Source organism: Dasania sp. GY-MA-18, assembly GCF_024734385.1.
Classification (GTDB): domain Bacteria; phylum Pseudomonadota; class Gammaproteobacteria; order Pseudomonadales; family Dasaniaceae; genus Dasania; species Dasania phycosphaerae.
Window position 1 is genome coordinate 24,856 of record NZ_JANHAP010000005.1, and the last position, 15,883, is coordinate 40,738.

General features: G+C 49.1%; 17 protein-coding genes. 13 read left to right on the plus strand and 4 right to left on the minus strand.

The genetic code is table 11. From position 1 onward, the window contains the following. The first annotated feature begins 71 nt into the window (after window positions 1-71). From aroC to NO559_RS07295, 7 genes are all read left to right on the plus strand, one after another. On the plus strand, window positions 72-1,178 hold the full coding sequence (gene aroC / locus NO559_RS07265; protein WP_258331149.1) for a chorismate synthase: 1,107 nt from the start codon (window positions 72-74) through the stop codon (window positions 1,176-1,178). A gap of 3 nt (window positions 1,179-1,181) precedes the next feature. After that, window positions 1,182-2,333 carry an MFS transporter gene (locus NO559_RS07270; protein ID WP_258331150.1) on the plus strand — a complete coding sequence of 384 codons (1,152 nt, stop codon included), beginning with the start codon at window positions 1,182-1,184 and terminating at the stop codon, window positions 2,331-2,333. 48 nt (window positions 2,334-2,381) lie between these two features. Then, window positions 2,382-2,882 (plus strand): cyclic pyranopterin monophosphate synthase MoaC, encoded by a 501-nt coding sequence (gene moaC / locus NO559_RS07275; protein ID WP_258331151.1) that lies wholly within the window; start codon window positions 2,382-2,384, stop codon window positions 2,880-2,882. Next, window positions 2,875-3,126 (plus strand): molybdopterin converting factor subunit 1, encoded by a 252-nt coding sequence (gene moaD, locus NO559_RS07280; protein WP_258331152.1) that lies wholly within the window; start codon window positions 2,875-2,877, stop codon window positions 3,124-3,126. The genes moaC and moaD overlap by 8 nt, the downstream gene beginning before the upstream one ends. Window position 3,127: 1 nt before the next feature. Continuing rightward, the gene (gene moaE, locus NO559_RS07285; protein ID WP_258331153.1) at window positions 3,128-3,583 is read left to right on the plus strand and encodes a molybdopterin synthase catalytic subunit MoaE; all 456 of its coding nucleotides are present in this window, start codon (window positions 3,128-3,130) and stop codon (window positions 3,581-3,583) included. A gap of 179 nt (window positions 3,584-3,762) precedes the next feature. Continuing rightward, window positions 3,763-4,239, plus strand: coding sequence for a flavin reductase family protein (locus NO559_RS07290; protein ID WP_258331154.1), 477 nt, complete (start codon window positions 3,763-3,765; stop codon window positions 4,237-4,239). Between the two features lie 77 nt (window positions 4,240-4,316). Continuing rightward, window positions 4,317-4,862: an NUDIX hydrolase gene (locus NO559_RS07295; RefSeq protein WP_258331155.1), complete on the plus strand. Its 546-nt coding sequence runs from the start codon at window positions 4,317-4,319 to the stop codon at window positions 4,860-4,862. Window positions 4,863-6,287: 1,425 nt separating this feature from the next. Here the strand turns inward: NO559_RS07295 and NO559_RS07300 are convergent. Both NO559_RS07300 and NO559_RS07305 read right to left on the minus strand, forming a co-directional pair. Continuing rightward, window positions 6,288-6,656 carry a hypothetical protein gene (locus NO559_RS07300; protein WP_258331156.1) on the minus strand — a complete coding sequence of 123 codons (369 nt, stop codon included), beginning with the start codon at window positions 6,654-6,656 and terminating at the stop codon, window positions 6,288-6,290. Between the two features lie 49 nt (window positions 6,657-6,705). Further along, window positions 6,706-7,170 (minus strand): M48 family metallopeptidase, encoded by a 465-nt coding sequence (locus NO559_RS07305; RefSeq protein ID WP_258331157.1) that lies wholly within the window; start codon window positions 7,168-7,170, stop codon window positions 6,706-6,708. Between the two features lie 159 nt (window positions 7,171-7,329). Between NO559_RS07305 and rmuC the strand changes: the two genes are divergently transcribed. Further along, entirely contained in the window at window positions 7,330-8,748 is a 1,419-nt protein-coding gene (gene rmuC / locus NO559_RS07310; RefSeq protein WP_258331158.1) for a DNA recombination protein RmuC, read from the plus strand. Between the two features lie 53 nt (window positions 8,749-8,801). Next, on the plus strand, window positions 8,802-9,275 hold the full coding sequence (gene bcp / locus NO559_RS07315) for a thioredoxin-dependent thiol peroxidase (protein WP_258331159.1): 474 nt from the start codon (window positions 8,802-8,804) through the stop codon (window positions 9,273-9,275). Between the two features lie 22 nt (window positions 9,276-9,297). Here the strand turns inward: bcp and NO559_RS07320 are convergent, their stop codons facing one another. After that, entirely contained in the window at window positions 9,298-11,493 is a 2,196-nt protein-coding gene (locus NO559_RS07320) for a bifunctional serine/threonine-protein kinase/formylglycine-generating enzyme family protein (protein WP_258331160.1), read from the minus strand. 291 nt (window positions 11,494-11,784) lie between these two features. On the opposite strand from NO559_RS07320, the gene NO559_RS07325 reads away from it, so the two are divergent. From NO559_RS07325 to NO559_RS07340, 4 genes are all read left to right on the plus strand, one after another. Then, window positions 11,785-12,654 carry an FHA domain-containing protein gene (locus NO559_RS07325; RefSeq protein WP_258331161.1) on the plus strand — a complete coding sequence of 290 codons (870 nt, stop codon included), beginning with the start codon at window positions 11,785-11,787 and terminating at the stop codon, window positions 12,652-12,654. 50 nt (window positions 12,655-12,704) lie between these two features. Next, the gene (locus tag NO559_RS07330) at window positions 12,705-13,181 is read left to right on the plus strand and encodes an FKBP-type peptidyl-prolyl cis-trans isomerase (RefSeq protein ID WP_258331162.1); all 477 of its coding nucleotides are present in this window, start codon (window positions 12,705-12,707) and stop codon (window positions 13,179-13,181) included. A gap of 25 nt (window positions 13,182-13,206) precedes the next feature. Continuing rightward, the gene (locus tag NO559_RS07335) at window positions 13,207-13,611 is read left to right on the plus strand and encodes a hypothetical protein (RefSeq protein WP_258331163.1); all 405 of its coding nucleotides are present in this window, start codon (window positions 13,207-13,209) and stop codon (window positions 13,609-13,611) included. Window positions 13,612-13,716: 105 nt separating this feature from the next. Further along, window positions 13,717-14,397: a GGDEF domain-containing protein gene (locus tag NO559_RS07340; RefSeq protein WP_258331164.1), complete on the plus strand. Its 681-nt coding sequence runs from the start codon at window positions 13,717-13,719 to the stop codon at window positions 14,395-14,397. 71 nt (window positions 14,398-14,468) lie between these two features. On the opposite strand, the gene ppnN is transcribed toward NO559_RS07340, so the two are convergent. Further along, window positions 14,469-15,824 carry a nucleotide 5'-monophosphate nucleosidase PpnN gene (gene ppnN / locus NO559_RS07345; RefSeq protein ID WP_258331165.1) on the minus strand — a complete coding sequence of 452 codons (1,356 nt, stop codon included), beginning with the start codon at window positions 15,822-15,824 and terminating at the stop codon, window positions 14,469-14,471. Between the last annotated feature and the right edge of the window lie 59 nt (window positions 15,825-15,883).

Sequence of the window (15,883 nt, forward strand, 5' to 3'; positions counted from 1 at the left end):
AGCGCCGTTCTAATCAGGCCATATTCAAAAGACGTTTTTAACCAGACTTTATCAAACAGAAGAGTAACAGCATGTCGGGTAACACCATTGGAAAACTATTTACCGTCACCAGTTTTGGCGAGAGCCACGGTAAAGCCTTGGGTTGTATTATTGATGGCTGCCCACCGGGGCTAGAGATTAGCGAGGCCGATTTACAAGCCGACCTAGATAGACGCAAGCCGGGCACTTCACGTTTTACCACCCAGCGCCGCGAGGCCGACGAGGTGCAAATTTTATCGGGCGTGTTTGAAGGTAAAACCACTGGTACTGCCATAGGTTTATTGATAGAAAATACCGACCAGCGCTCTAAAGATTACTCCAAAATCATGGATAGGTTCCGCCCCATGCACGCGGACTACACCTACCAGCAAAAATACGGCCTGCGCGATTACCGAGGTGGTGGCCGTTCCTCGGCTCGCGAAACCGCCATGCGGGTGGCGGCCGGTGCCATTGCCAAAAAATACCTCAAGCAGCAGCACGGCATAGAAGTGCGCGGCTACCTTTCCCAGTTAGGCCCTATTAAAGCCGAAAGCGTGGATTGGAGTGTGGTAGAAACCAACCCCTTCTTCTGCCCCGACCAAAGCAAAGTGGCCGAGATGGAAGACTATATGAACAAGCTGCGCAAAAGCGGTGACTCTATAGGTGCCAAGCTCACCGTGGTGGCCAGCAACGTTATGCCAGGCTTAGGCGAGCCAGTGTTTGACCGCCTGGATGCCGATATCGCCCATGCCTTAATGGGGATTAATGCGGTAAAAGGAGTAGAGATAGGTGCTGGTTTTGACTGTGTCGATGCCAAAGGCAGCGAGCACCGCGACGAGCTAACCCCCGAAGGGTTTACCTCTAACAATGCCGGTGGCATCTTGGGCGGTATTTCCAGCGGCCAAGATATCGTCGCTCATATTGCGCTTAAACCCACCTCCAGTGTGCTCATCCCCGGTAAAACCGTGGATGTGGACGGCAAGGCTACCGATGTTATCACCACTGGTCGTCACGACCCCTGTGTAGGCATACGGGCCACCCCTATAGCCGAGGCCATGTTGGCCATAGTGCTAATGGATCATCTGCTGCGCCACCGCGGTCAAAACGCCGATGTTAATAGCAGCACCCCGGTAATCCCCGCGAGTGCGGAGGAGCACTAAAGCATGAGCGCCGCTATGCCGTCAGTGCCTTACTGGCGGCTATCGTCGTTTTACTGTTTTTACTTTGCCTTATTAGGCGCTTGGCTGCCGTTCTGGCCCTTATACCTGCAAGCTCATAATTTTAACGCCACCGATATCGGCTATTTGGCGGGTATTATTATGGGCACCAAAATCTTTGCCCCTAACTTGTGGGGTTGGTTGTGCCGCCACCAGCGTAAGCCGATTAGCGCCGTTAGGCTGGGGGCATTTTTAGCCTGCCTGTGTTTTGCCTTTATTTTTCTTGAGCAGAGTTTTTTAAACCTCGCCTTGGTAGTGGCGAGCTTTAGTTTTTTTTGGAATGCCATACTGGCGCAGTTTGAAGTTATTACCCTAGATCACCTCAGCGGTGAAACTGAGCGCTACAGCCAAATAAGAGTGTGGGGGTCGCTGGGGTTTATTGCGGCGGTGGCTGGGCTGGGTTGGGGCTTTGATATTTACAGCGTCAATTATTTACCTTGGGTATTAATGGCCTTGCTGCTGGCTATTTGGTTTAGCAGCTTGCTAGTGGCCGCCCCCACGCAACCCCAGCAAGCACCGCAAAGCGCGCAGCCCTTGCTCAGCATTATTAAGCAACCAGCAGTATTGGCGTTTTTAGTGTGCTGTTTTTTACAGCAGTTATCCCACGGCCCTTACTACACGTTTTTTAGCCTGTTTTTAGAGGGCAAAGGCTACAAAAATAGCTTTATAGGCATGATGTGGTCCCTAGGTGTGTTAGCCGAAGTACTGCTTTTTATTGTGATGTATAGGCTGCTGCACCGCTTTAGCCTTAGGCATATTATGCTGGGCAGCATAGCCTTATCGGCGCTGCGGTGGTTGCTAATTGCCTATTGGGCCGACAATACCGCCTGTTTGATTATTGCCCAGTGTTTGCACGCCGCCTCCTTTGGCAGCTTTCATGCTTTTGCCGTAGAGATGGTGCGGCGCTGCTTTAGTGGTGGCCACCAGGGGCAGGGCATGGCCCTGTATAGCGGGGTTAGCTTTGGTGCTGGCGGTGCTCTGGGAGCCGTGCTTAGTGGCTGGGCTTGGGATATTAGCCAGCAATACACCTTTGTCGCTGCCGCTTTGGTGTGTGTGCTCGCTTTTGTGATTGGTTTAAAAGTAAGGATTAATCCTTAGCCTATTACTGGTAAACTTGAAGGCTTACCCATAACGGTGCTGTTAACCATGAGCAAACTTACCCATCTTAACGAGTCCGGCCAAGCCGAAATGGTCGATGTGACTGCCAAGGCGGTAACTGAGCGCGTCGCCGTGGCCGAGGCCACAGTGACTATGCAACCCGCCACTCTTAAGCTGATTATCGAGGGCGGCCATAAAAAAGGCGATGTATTCACCGTGGCTAAAATTGCCGGTGTGCAGGCGGCCAAGCAGTGCGCCAATTTAATCCCGCTATGCCATCCCTTGATGCTTACTTCTATTAAGGTGGATTTGCAGGCCGATGAAGCTAATAACCGGGTGATTATTCAAAGTGTTTGCAAGTTGGCAGGCCAAACCGGTGTGGAGATGGAGGCGCTAACAGCCGCCTCGGTAGCGGCACTCACCATTTACGATATGTGTAAAGCAGTGGATAAAACCATGGTCATCGGTGATATACAGATTTTAGAAAAGCTGGGTGGCAAGTCCGGCCATTGGCGGGCGGAATCAGTCGTAGAGGGTAGTCGTGGTTAAAGTATTATTTTTTGCCTCTTATAGAGAGGCTCTGGGGCTGCCAGAAGTGGCCGTGACCATGCCCCATAACATGAGTTTAGCTGAGTTTAAGCAGTGGCTAATCACTGAAAATGGCGACAGCTGGCAGGCGGTGTTAAATGCGCCTAACAGCGTGCAGGCGGTAAATCAAACTGTGGCGGATGATGATCAGCCCGTAGTCGATGGCGACGAAGTGGCGTTTTTCCCGCCGGTAACAGGGGGCTAGCATGGCATTTGAGGTGCGGGTGCAAACCGCCGATTTTGATGTGAGCAGCGAGTTGGCGCTGCTGCGCCAGCACAGTTTGCAAACCGGCGCAGTGGTAAATTTTGTGGGCACGGTGCGCGATGTTAACCATGGCCAGGCCGTGGCCAGTATGGAGCTAGAGCATTACCCCGGCATGACCGAAAAGGCGATTAGCGACATTGTTAGCCAAGCTAAGCAGCGTTGGCAGTTGCTGGCTGCTACCGTTATCCACAGGGTGGGGCTGTTGCAGCCCGGCGAGCAAATTGTGTTGGTGGCGGTGAGCAGTAAGCACCGCGGTGAGGCTTTTCAGGCCTGTGAATTTATTATGGATTTTCTCAAAACCCAGGCGCCGTTTTGGAAAAAAGAACAAACCGAGCAGGGCGCGCAATGGGTAGATGCCCGCGAAAGTGACGGTGAAGCCGCTAAGCGCTGGCAGTAAATTCACCGTTTAAGAGGCTAATTGATCACTACCGCCGTGAAAAACCGCTAATTGCAGCTAACGTTACCGGGCTAAGGCTAAATATTCCCTTCGCATTAGGGCGGGCTTTGCCGCTATAATACCCGACTATTAAAGTCAGTTATCACCACTACCCCGAGTAGTGCTATTAAGGAATTATTATGAGTTTAGATTTACGTGAGTTTCGCGATGCTTTGGGCAGTTTTGCGACTGGCGTATGTGTAGTGACTGCCCACCCCGAAGGTTTTGAGCCTTTTGGCATGACGGTTAATTCATTTGCTGCTGTATCCTTAGAGCCCTCATTAGTGTTGTGGAGTTTGCAAAATACGTCTGATTGCTACGCCGCTTTTGAGAAGGCTGACCACTACACCATCAATGTGCTATCAGAGTCGCAGCGCGAGTTATCCAATTATTACGCCAGACGCAACCAACATACCTTGTTAGATGATCATTACCGCATAGGTAAAACCGGTTCGCCTATACTGCGTGGCGCGGTGAGCAGCTTGGAGTGTAAGATTTGGGCCAGGTACCCCGGTGGCGATCATGTGATTTTAGTGGGTGAGGTTTTAGAGATGGAATACAGCCGCAACGAAGAACCTTTGGTATTTCACGCGGGTAAATACGGCACCATACGCTAAGCGCAAGCCGCTAAGCACTACCCGTTAAGCCTTACTCGAGAGTCCGCTGTGATTAATCCTTTGTTTTTAGGTGCGCTATGAAATTTTGCAGCCTATGTGGCGAACCCGTAGAGCAGCTTATCCCCGCGGGCGACAACCGTCGCCGCTATGTATGCTCCTCCTGTGAGCATATTCATTATCAAAACCCTAAAGTGATAGTCGGCACTTTGCCCTTATATGAGGGCAAGGTGCTGTTGTGTAAGCGCGCCATAGAGCCCCGCAAGGGCTATTGGACCTTGCCTGCCGGTTTTATGGAAAACCAAGAGACCAGTTTGCAGGGGGCCTTGCGCGAAAGCCTGGAAGAAGCGGGGGCTACGGTGATTAATCCGGCGTTTTATCGCTTGTTTGATTTGCCTCATATCAGTCAGGTGTATGTGTTTTATCGCGGTGAGCTGCAGGATGGGCATTATGAGCCTGGCGCTGAAAGCAGCGAGGTAGCTTTGTTTAGCGAGGAGCAAATCCCTTGGGATGAGCTGGCCTTTCCGGTGGTGACTGAGTTATTGCGGGAGTACTTTGTGGATAGGCAGAGTGGTGTGTATCCCGTGCGTTCTTCTAGTATAGAGCGGTTAATTCCCAAGGCTTAGTCTATTAAAGGTTTTTAATCAGGCAATGGCACAAGGTCATTGCTCCATGATGGCGGCGCTGTTCTGCAGGTGGGGGCTGCCTTCACTCCCGCCTGAGCCCGTCTCCCCTGCGGGGAAAGCAGCCGGTCTCAGTCGCTCACTCAGCGCTCATCTTTTATATTCCGCAATAACCTTCTGCCATTACCTGCCTATCGCAGTAACATCAAAGTACAGTTTTCTTAATCAGCAAAACTAAAAATTAGCACGATGCCCGAGGGGTGAGCCGGGTGCTGTCGCGAAATATAAAAGGGCTGGCCGTGGTAGCGGATGAGACAGCGTAGCGCCTTAAGGCTCAGTAGCGGACGCGGGTACCCCGGAGGGGCCAGACCATGTAGCGACAGCATCCGGCTCAGCCGTCGGCGTTAATAAACTATTGTGTGGCTTAAGCTATTCTTGGCAAAAAAGAATCTTACCTGTTGGCATGGCTAGAGTTTTTTAACTCGGCAATGGCACAAGGTCATTGCTCCATGATGGCGGCCTTCCAGGCTGCCTTCACTCCCGCCTGAGCCCGGCCTCCCCTGCGGGGAAAGCAGCCGGTCTCAGTCGCTCACTCAGCGCTCATCTTTTATATTCCGCAATAACCTTCTGCCATTACCTGCCTATCGCATGGTATTAGAGTATAGTTTTCTTAACTACAAGGTCAGAATTCGCACGATGGCAGAGGGCTGAGGCGGGTGCTGTCGCGAAATATAAGAGGGCTGGCCGGGGTAGCGGATGAGACAGCGTAGCGCCTTAAGGCTCAGTAGCGGACACGGGCACCCCGGAGGGGCCAGACCATGTAGCGGCGGCATCCGGCTCAGCCATCGGGTTTAGTAAACCACTGTGCTGCCCTAAGCTTTCCCCCCTCAAAAAAGTTTGCCCGTTGGCATGCATAGTGAGAAGTTTTAAACCCGGCAATGGCACAAGGTCATTGCTCCATGATGGCGGCCCTCCGGGCTACCGTCACTCCCGCCTGAGCCCGCCTCCCCTGCGGGGAAAGCAGCCGGTCTCAGGCGCTCACTCAGCGCTCATCTTTTATATTGCGCAATAACCTTCTGTCATTACCTGCCTATCGTAGTACATCAAAGTACATATTTTTTACCGACAGTAGTAAACGCTAGCACGATGCACGAGGGTTGAGCCGGGTGCTGTCGCGAAATATAAAAGGGCTGGCCGTGGTAGCGGATGAGACAGCGCAGCGCCTTAAGGCTCAGTAGCGGACACGGGCACCCCGGAGGGGCCAGACCATGTAGCGACAGCATCCGGCTCAGCCATCGGGGTTAGTAACCCCACTTTCAACTAGAGATTTCTCAGGCAATAAAAAAGCCCTCATTAGGTAAGGGCTTTATCATCGTTAGGCTATTCAGCCCTTGTAATGGACGAACTTAAGCGGTTCGCAGGCCGCTATTAGGCGACGGTCTGGCCATCAATAATGCTGCGTATACGCAAAAACTCATCTTCCGCTTCAGGTAGAAATACCAGCTTATAAGAGTAGCGCTCGTTGACCGTATGCTGGTGAGTAGAGTCCAGCATAGTTTTATGAGTAGAGTGGGTGTAGCTCATCTCTAAGTGTATAACGCGGGTGTTAATGGGCAGCTCAAAGTCGTGGCCAGTAAGGGTGCGCTTTTGCTTGGGCTCTTTCAGTGAGTAGCTAGAGACTTCAGCTATCAAGGCCATATTAATGCGAAAGTTACTGGTAACCGGGGCCAGGTTGATTTGGTCCATATCTTTATTTTGTACATAGACCTGTGGGTTCTTTTTTACTTCTAGAAACATGTTCGCTCCGAGCTGGGTGGTGGATAAGCAGTTATGGGGTTAGTTTAGGCTAGCTGGTGGATTTAAGTAAGTCGCTTTTTAACGGCTCAGTTTTAAGCAGTTCGCTATAACAGCGGTCTTCTTTATAAAAAGGTTTTTCACCGCCTAATTTAAAGGCGCTTTGCAAATAGATAGTGGCCATACCCATTTGCTGATTTTGGTAATAGCACTGGCCTAGGCGTAGGTGGATAAAGGGATTATTTTCGGTTTCGGGGCAGTGCAGTGCAGACTTTAGCGCCTCTATGCCACTGGTATAATTGCCTATTTTAAAATAGCTGTCACCCAGTGCGGTTAATACCCAGCCCGCCTCCTGCCATTGGGTTTGGGGCTTGGGTAATAAGGCCCAGGCTTGGTAAAAATGCCTAATAGCTGTTTTATAGTCCTCTTGATCGTATAGTTCATAGCCCTGCATACAAAAAGTGCGCAGCTGTTCACTAATTTTTTTATCCAGTGTAGATGTGTCGGTTTCAAACATAGGGAGGCTGAGGATCTTATAGAGGTCTGCTAAACAGGCTAGTAAAATTATCAATCCTAGCGCTGAATCGCAAGCTTAAATCCGTGAATTTAACGGTTGGTTGCCAGCTATAGGAGGCATACAATAGTGCTTTAGTCATATATCAATGCGGAGAGTTTAATGGACTTACAGCTACTGGCGGCTTTAGCCCTAGGTTTATTAATAGGTGCAATAAGCAGCTATTTAATTGCCAAGGCGCGCCTGCGCTATAGCCAGTTTGAGCAGCAAGTCGAAATTGAGCAACGCCTTAATGCCGACAGCGCGCTATTAAAAGAGCAGCTAACTCGGCTAACAGCCCAGCATGAGGCGCTAGAGAAAGAGCAAAACTCACTCCATAGCCAAGTGCTGCAGCTGCAGCAAGAGCGACAGCAGGCCCAACAACAGTTGGCTAATAAACAGGCAGAGCTGTCATCTTTAAAAACTGAGCTGGAGCAAAAAGCCCTAAGCCACAACAAAGAGCTGCAATTGTTACTCGATGCCAAGCAGCAGCTCAGCAAAGAGTTTGAAAGTTTAGCTAACCGTATATTTGAAGAAAAATCTCAGCGCTTTGATATTGCCAATCAAAAAAATCTCGATGCGACTATTAAGCCACTACGTGAGCAGTTAGTAGACTTTAAAAAGAAAGTTGAAGATGTTTACGACAAAGAAAGCCGCGATAGAGTATCGCTATCGGCAGAGCTGGGTCAGCTTAAAGAGCTAAACCAAAAAATGAGCTTGGATGCGCTCAATCTCACCAAGGCCTTAAAAGGTGATAATAAAACCCAGGGCAATTGGGGCGAAGTTATCTTAGAGCGGGTATTGGAAGAGTCTGGCCTGCGCAAAGGCCATGAATACGATACTCAAGTGAGTTTAAATGACCAAGGTGGTGGCCGTCGCGCCCCCGATGTGATTGTGCGCCTGCCTGAAAACAAAGACATTATCATAGACTCAAAAGTATCGCTGGTAGATTACGAGCGCTATTGTAAAACAGAGGACGAGCTTGAGCGCGGCTTAGCGCTCAAGGCCCATGTGCAGTCTGTGCGCAATCATATACAAGGCCTAAGCCAAAAGAATTATCAAAACCTGGAGAGCATACGCAGCCTGGATTTTGTGTTTATTTTTATTCCCATAGAGGCTGCATTTATGGCGGCTTTTGAGCACGACCAGGCCATGTACAGCGAGGCCTACGAAAAAAACATTATCGTAGTCGGCCCTACCACCTTATTGGCCACCCTGCGTACCGTGCAAAGCATTTGGCGCTATGAACGACAAAACAAATATGCCGAAGAGATCGCCCGCCAGGCCGGTGCCATGCACGATAAGTTTGTTAATTTTGTTGAAGATATTAATAAAATTGCCTATCACCTAGATAAAGCCAGTGAATCACAACGCAGTGCGCTCAATAAACTGAGCACGGGCCGAGGTAATTTAGTAGGCAGCACCGCTAAGCTGGAAAAGTTAGGTGCCAAAGTGAAAAAGAAAATGCCCGATACCGTAATGCTAAATCAAGCGGAAGAAGAGCTAAACGCTTTAGAGCTGCTTGACGAAGATAGCGAATAATCATGTTTAACCCGCTGCCCCTATTAATATTTGCAGTGATCAAAGGAGATAAAATGACGCACCCTAAAATTGGTAATATGGCTCCTGCATTTAGCCTGCTTAACCAAGATGGCGAAAAAGTGAGCTTAAAAGACTTTAAGGGCAAAAAAAATGTTTTACTGTATTTTTACCCCAAGGCTATGACTCCGGGCTGTATCACCCAGGCCTGTGCCATACGCGATTATCAACAAGAGTTTGCTGATTTAGATACCGTAGTGCTGGGGGTAAGCCCGGACCCAGTCAATAAATTGCAAAACTTTATTGAAAAGAAACAACTAAACTTCACCTTGTTGTCTGATGAAGACCACGCCATTGCCGAAAAATACGGCTGCTGGGGCATGAAAAAATTTATGGGCCGCGAATTTATGGGCTTAATACGCACCAGCTTTATTATAGGTAAAGACGGTCGCTTAATGACGGTGTTGGATAAGTTTAAAACCAAAAACCACCACGAGGTGGCCTTGGCCTATTTAAAAGAAAATTTGTAGCAGTCGCTAGAGACTAGAGACTCTAAAGCTCTAACACCAGCCTAAAACCGATAGCCTCACTACGCACTGTGGCATCGGTTTTTTTGCGCATATGGCTTTGTAAATACTTCAAGCTGCTATCGTGTGAGCCGCCGGCGGTAAGGGCTAGTAGGCAGCGCTGCGAAGTCTTATCGCGTTCGGCGCAGTCGGCCAGCCATTCAGCGACATTGCCGGCAGTATCATAAAGTCCATAAGGATTGGCTGGGTAGCTGGCAACGGGGGCGGTGGAGGAGCTGAATAGTTTGCTCCACTCGCTGTTGCAACCGCGGCGACAGTTGGCGGCGCCGCGTTTGGCTTTTTCGCCCCACCAGTAGGCCGATGTGCTATTGGCGCGGTGGGCGTATTCCCATTCTTGTTGCTTGGGTAGACGATAGTGCTGGCCGGTTTCTTCGCTTAGCCAGTGCGCGTAATCTTGTGCATCTTGCCAGCTAACACCTACTACGGGGCGCCTGCCGCGTCCCCATTGATAATCTTTAGCGGGCTGCTGGCCGGTTGCGGCGGTGAATTTATCGTAGTCGCTAAAAGTAACTTCGGTACTGCTCATAGCCAAGGGCTTATCTACGGTGAGTGTGTAAGCTGGCTGGCCCTTTATAGTCAGCTGGCCTTTGGGTATCACCACCATGGTGGGCGCTGGGCTGCCGTCGCTTAAGCTGTCTTTAATAATGCTGCCCGCCGGTAGCAGGCGGCGAGTGGGCTCTAGGCGTACGCTTTCGGTTAAACCCTGTTTACTAATACTGACCCAAAACTCCTGGCTGTGATAATCCTCGGCGCTTACTTCTATATGATATTTACCTTGCTCTAGTTCTATACCGTCGCGATAGGCGGGTTTGATATTGAGTATTCTTACCTTTGCCTGTTGGGGTTCGGTTTTAATGGTTAATGGGTATTTTTTGGCGGTGATATATTGCTCGGGCGCTTTGTCGCGCACTATGCTTTCTGAGACGATGGCAGGGGCTGGCTGGTTGGCTGGCAGTTGCGGCAGTGTTATGGCCGGTTTTTGTAGTGAGTGCTGCAAATTGTCCAGACGTTGCGCGTAGTCGTGTAGGGTTTCGGGCTGGTAATCATTTAAATAAATAAAGCCGCCCATAATGGTGGCAGCCAATAGGGCGGGTATATAAAACCAAGCGCGGTTTATTTTACTAATGGGTTTGGTGATGATGCGGCTGCGTATGGCGGACTCTTTATTTTTTAAAATAAAGTCATCAATTTGTTCCAGTTCCTGCTGGTCTAACTGCACTGTGCTGGGGCTAAATTGCTTGCGGCTGAGTAGTAGGCGTTGAAAGCTTAAGCTGGCAGCGGTGGTCAGGGCCGAGAACAAAGCCTGTACTAAATTTAATACCTGCAAAGTGGAGTGTTGGGTGTGTTGGGTGTAGTGGGTGCGATTGAGTTTGGGCTGTAGTGCATCCAAAGCATCGATAATTTCTTTGCCGTTTTGATAGCGCGCCGCCGGTTTTTTCGCCAGCATGCGGTTGATAATGGGCTGGAATATTTTTAAAGCCCCCGGCAATTTGGGGACTGGGCTGGTCATATGTTTAACGGCAACGGCTATAGGGTCTTCGCTGGTAAACGGCGGGTGGCCGGTGAGCATTTCAAAAAATACTATGCCTAAGCTGTATAGGTCAGAGCGACCATCGATATTTTTGCCCTGAGCTTGTTCGGGGCTCATATAGTGCGGGGTACCTAGCACCGAACCTATATTGGTCATATTCATATTGGTTTTGGTGGATTTGGCGATGCCAAAATCACAGAGTACCGATGAGCCATCTTCTCTAAATAAAATATTATCGGGCTTAATGTCGCGGTGGATAAAACCCTGTTGGTGGGCGTAGTGCAGGGCGGCGGCCATTTCACGCACGATAGTAACCGCCTGTTGCGGGCTTACACCTTTGCTTTTAAGCGTGTCCTGCAAGGGCGCGCCGGGCAGGTAGTCCATGGCGATGTAGTTGTAGTGCTTGTAACTGCCTACATCGTAAATAGAAATAATATTGGGGTGTGATAGCTTGCCGACTATTTTTGCTTCGCGATAAAAACGGCTGCCAAAACTGGGGTCGTTATTGAGGCTGGGCGACATCACTTTGATGGCCACTTCTCTATCGACGCTTTTTTGTACCGCTAAATAAACGGTGGACATGCCTCCCTGGCGTATTTTACGTAGTATCCTGTAACCAGGTATTGCCATTAACAGCTCCCCATTAAAACGCTGCTGTTTATATTAAAGGCTATGATGTTTGGGGGATAAGACCAAGTGGCTAGCATGTGTTGTTCTTTTTATCGTTGCATAGGGGTTAAAAGTGAAGTGCGCCAACACAACATTGTAGACCTTGCTGGCGTTTGGCACTATATTTCAAAGGTGCATATGTCTCACTTTTAAGAAAAGAGCTGAAAAATGAATAGCTTATGTAGATTGTGGGGTAAATTTTGGCCATCCTCTGCGGGATCAAATAACAACGATAAGAGATAAAATCTTGCTATGTTAAAGCTACAATTTAAAGATAATCCTAGCCGTAGCTACTGGCTGGTGGGCGAGCAGCTTAGCTTGGGTAGTGACAGCCGCTGCAATGTGCCCTTAGCGGGCTTGGGCATCAACGCTATCCATGCGCATATCGCCATGAGTGATGAGCTAATTACCCTCACCCCGCAGCAAGACTGTGTTTGCTATGTTAATAGCCGCCAGCTAACCGAGCCGCAAACCCTGCAAGAAGGCGATGAAATACGTATAGGGGGTGAGCGTTTATTAATCATAGATCCCAAAAAACAGAGTGCTAAGCTTACCGCGCCTGCTAAACAACAGCCTGCACCGCAAAAAACCAAGGTCTGGACGCTGGTTGCTGAACACCCAAAATTAAAGGATAGACCTTTTTTAATTACCGATAAGAGCATTTTGGGACGCTCTAAAGAAGTTAATTTATTTATCCCCTTTAAACATCTTTCTAGGGAGCATGCCGAGCTAACAGTAGTGGGCGATACTTTACAGCTAAAAGATCTGGGCTCATCCAATGGTTGTTTTGTAAACGGTGAGCGGGCCAATGAATACAGCCTAAGCGGCGGCGAGACGGTAAGCTTTGCTTTTTTAGATTTTGTTGTGCACTCGCCGGTAGCGACCAAGCCCGCCAGTGATATGGATGTGACCATGGTGCGCTCAGCGATTACCCAAGCCGATATAGAGCGGGTACAGCGCGAGAGCAAAACCCCCAGCCAGACTTTAGACTTAAGTGAAATTGATCAGCGCCAGCAGCAGTTGCAAGAGCAGGCGGCGCAGCCCAAGTATTGGCTGTGGGCTGGCGTTGTGGTCATCATAGCTGCAGGCTTGGCTTATAGCATCTGGCAATACGGTCTTTAAGTCGTTACAGTTCGCCCTTATTTGATTATTAGCCTTATTTAGGAACTGCCGTGTTTAAAATTGTCATTATTATTGCTGTTTTATTATTACTATTTGCTGTCTATAAAATGTTTGCTGGCAATAGCCAAGCAGCTCAGCAAAATATTCAACTAGGTAAAGATTTTTTAGCTGCCAATGCCCAGGCTGAAGGGGTACAGACTACTGACTCAGGTTTGCAGTATTTATTATTACAGGCAGGTACCGGCACTACGCGCCCCAGCGCTAGCGATAGGGTAGAGGTACATTATCATGGCAGCATGATTAACGGCGTGGTGTTTGATAGCTCGGTAGAGCGTGGCCAGAGTATCACCTTTGGTTTAAATCAGGTTATTAAAGGCTGGACCGAAGGCTTGCAAACCATGGTGGTAGGCGAAAAGAAACGCTTGTTTATCCCCAGTGAGTTAGCCTATGGCAACCGTGGTGCGGGTAAAATCCCCCCAGGCTCTACATTAATCTTTGATGTAGAGCTAATTGCTATTAACCCTTAGTGTTGCCTAGCCTGGAGTATGCGCAATGAATAACATAACGCCCAATAGTAACCTGGTGACGATTACCTATATTATTTATTGCCTGCATCTTTTTAGCGCTATTAATGGCTTGATGACGCCTACCTTAATCGTGACGGCCTTTTTAACCGGTTGGCCTTCTTTGATTGCAGTGATTTTAAATTATGCCAAGCAGGATGAGGTGCGAGGGACTTATTTAGAGTCACACTTTGGCTGGCAGATACGCACCTTTTGGTATGCCTTGCTGTGGTTTGCCATTGCTGTTGCGCTGTTGTTTACCTTAATCGGTATTCCCTTGGGCATCATTGTTTTTTGGGGGACCGGCTTGTGGGTGATGTATAGGTTAATACGTGGCTTAATGCGCCTGTCTAATCGCCGCCCTATGCCTGAGGTAGACGAGCCTATACAGTAAACTTTGGCCGCAGCCCGTATTTGTATAAAAATAATCCTAAGGGGTGGATATCCACCCAGCTTAAATTTATATTGTGAGCTATTAATAGTTCTATAGGATCACTCTGTGACCGATCAAGTTAACCCGCAGTGCCCGGTTAATGAGCCCAGTTGCCCCATTATTGATGAGGTGCTTACTCTGCGCCACGAGGTGCAGGGGCTACAAAAACAAGTGCGCACCGATAGCCTGACGGGGTTGTATAATTTTCGGCACTTTAGCGATGTGCTGGAGCAGGAAATGGAGCGCACCCGCCGTAGCCAGCAAGCAACCGCTTTGATTATGGTGGATCTAGATCACTTCAAAAAGGTCAATGATAACTGGGGTCACGAAGCGGGCAACCAAGCCTTGATTAGCACGGCCCAGATTTTATCCAAAACCACCCGCCAATTAGATACCCCTTGCCGCTATGGCGGTGAAGAGTTTGGGGTTATCTTACCCTCTATCGATTTAGTTACCGCCTTACAGGTGGCTGAGCGTATTCGAGAGACTATTGCCCTTATCCCCGTAATGGTCGATGGCCAGGACATAGGCCTTACCGCCAGCCTAGGGGTGGCTTTATACGAGGCTAAGCAAGGCGCTATTAGCGCCCAGCAGTTTGTAGAGCGCGCCGATCGCTGCCTGTACCAAGCCAAAGAACAAGGCCGCAACCAAGTCGCCCACGAAGTGCTAGAGCGCAAACCTGAGCTATCGGTGAGCCTGGCAGAGAAAGAGGCGCTGTCGAATATGTTTGGGGATCATAGGGAATAGCAGTCATTAGTCGCTAGATGTTAGCCCCTAGCTTTAAAGCTAGAGACTGTAGTCTAACAACTAGTGACTTTTTACAGTTTAAAACAAGGCTTATAAGCCCCCTTAATTTTCATTCTGCCTTGTTTGATAAAATTCCCCAGTAATTCGTCCAGTGCTTGTATCAAGGTTTCATCGCCGGTGAGTTGAAACGGGCCTAGTGCTTTTACGCGTTCTATGCCGCTGGCTTTAACATTGCCCGCCACTATGCCTGAAAAAGCGCGGCGCAGTTCGGCTGCTAACAGGTGCGGGGGCTGTGTTCTATCCAGTTTTAAGCTGCGCATACTATCGTGGGTGGGGTCAAAGGGTTGTTGCATTTCATGGGGTATGGTTAGCATCCAGTTGTAGGCGTAAGACTCATTGGTTTGGCGGCGGTGTTTGTGTACTTTCTCCATACCTTGCTGGCAAAGCGTGGCTACTTTTTCTGGATCACCTATCACTATTTGATAAAAGCGTTGGGCCTGTTTACCCAGTGTTTGGGCAATAAAATTATCGAGGTTGCTAAAATACTCGGCGCTTTCTTGTGGGGCGGTAAAAATTAAAGGCATAGGGATGTTGTGATTATCAGGGTGCATCAGCAGGCCCAATAAAAACAAAACTTCTTCGGCGGTACCGGCCCCGCCGGGGAAAACAATTATGCCATGGGATAGTCGCACAAATGCTTCTAGCCGTTTTTCTATGTCGGGTAGTACGACTAATTCATTAACGGTGGGGTTTGGGGATTCAGAGGCAATAATGCCCGGCTCGGTAATGCCCAGGTAACGACCGTTGCGTATTTGCTGTTTACCATGGCCGATAACGGCGCCTTTCATGGGGCCTTTCATTGCGCCTACACCACAGCCGGTAGCGATATCAAAACCGCGTAAGCCTAAGTGGTAGCCTACATCTTTGGTGTAGTCGTACTCATTGCGCTGTATGGCGTGGCCGCCCCAGCACACTATTAAATTAGGGCTGCGGTTGGGTTTTACCACACCGGCATTGCGTAAAATACGAAATACCGCGTCGGTAATGCCTGCGTCACTGTTAAAATCAAAGCGGCCGCCGCTGGTGATTTTGTGGTGGGTATAAACTATATCGCGCAGCACTGAAAACAGGTGGTCTTGTATGCCGTTAATCATTCTGCCATTAACAAAGGCATTAGCAGGCGCATTTTCTATTTCTAGTTTTATGCCCCTGGATTCGGGAATAACACGTATAGCAAAGTCATTATAGTCTTGGTTGAGTACCGAAGCATCGTCCTCTTCTACACCGGTATTTAAAACCGCCAGTGCGCATTGCTTAAACAGGGCGTGTATTTGATTGTCGGGGTTGGTAAGGCCGTCGATTTCGCGGTGGGAGAGTAGGTTTAAGCTGCTATTTGGTCGTATAAAAACACGTTTAACTTTTTCCATAGTCACCTTAGTATCAATAAACTATTAAAATTATGGGGCCGCTGAGTTTTTGATTATTT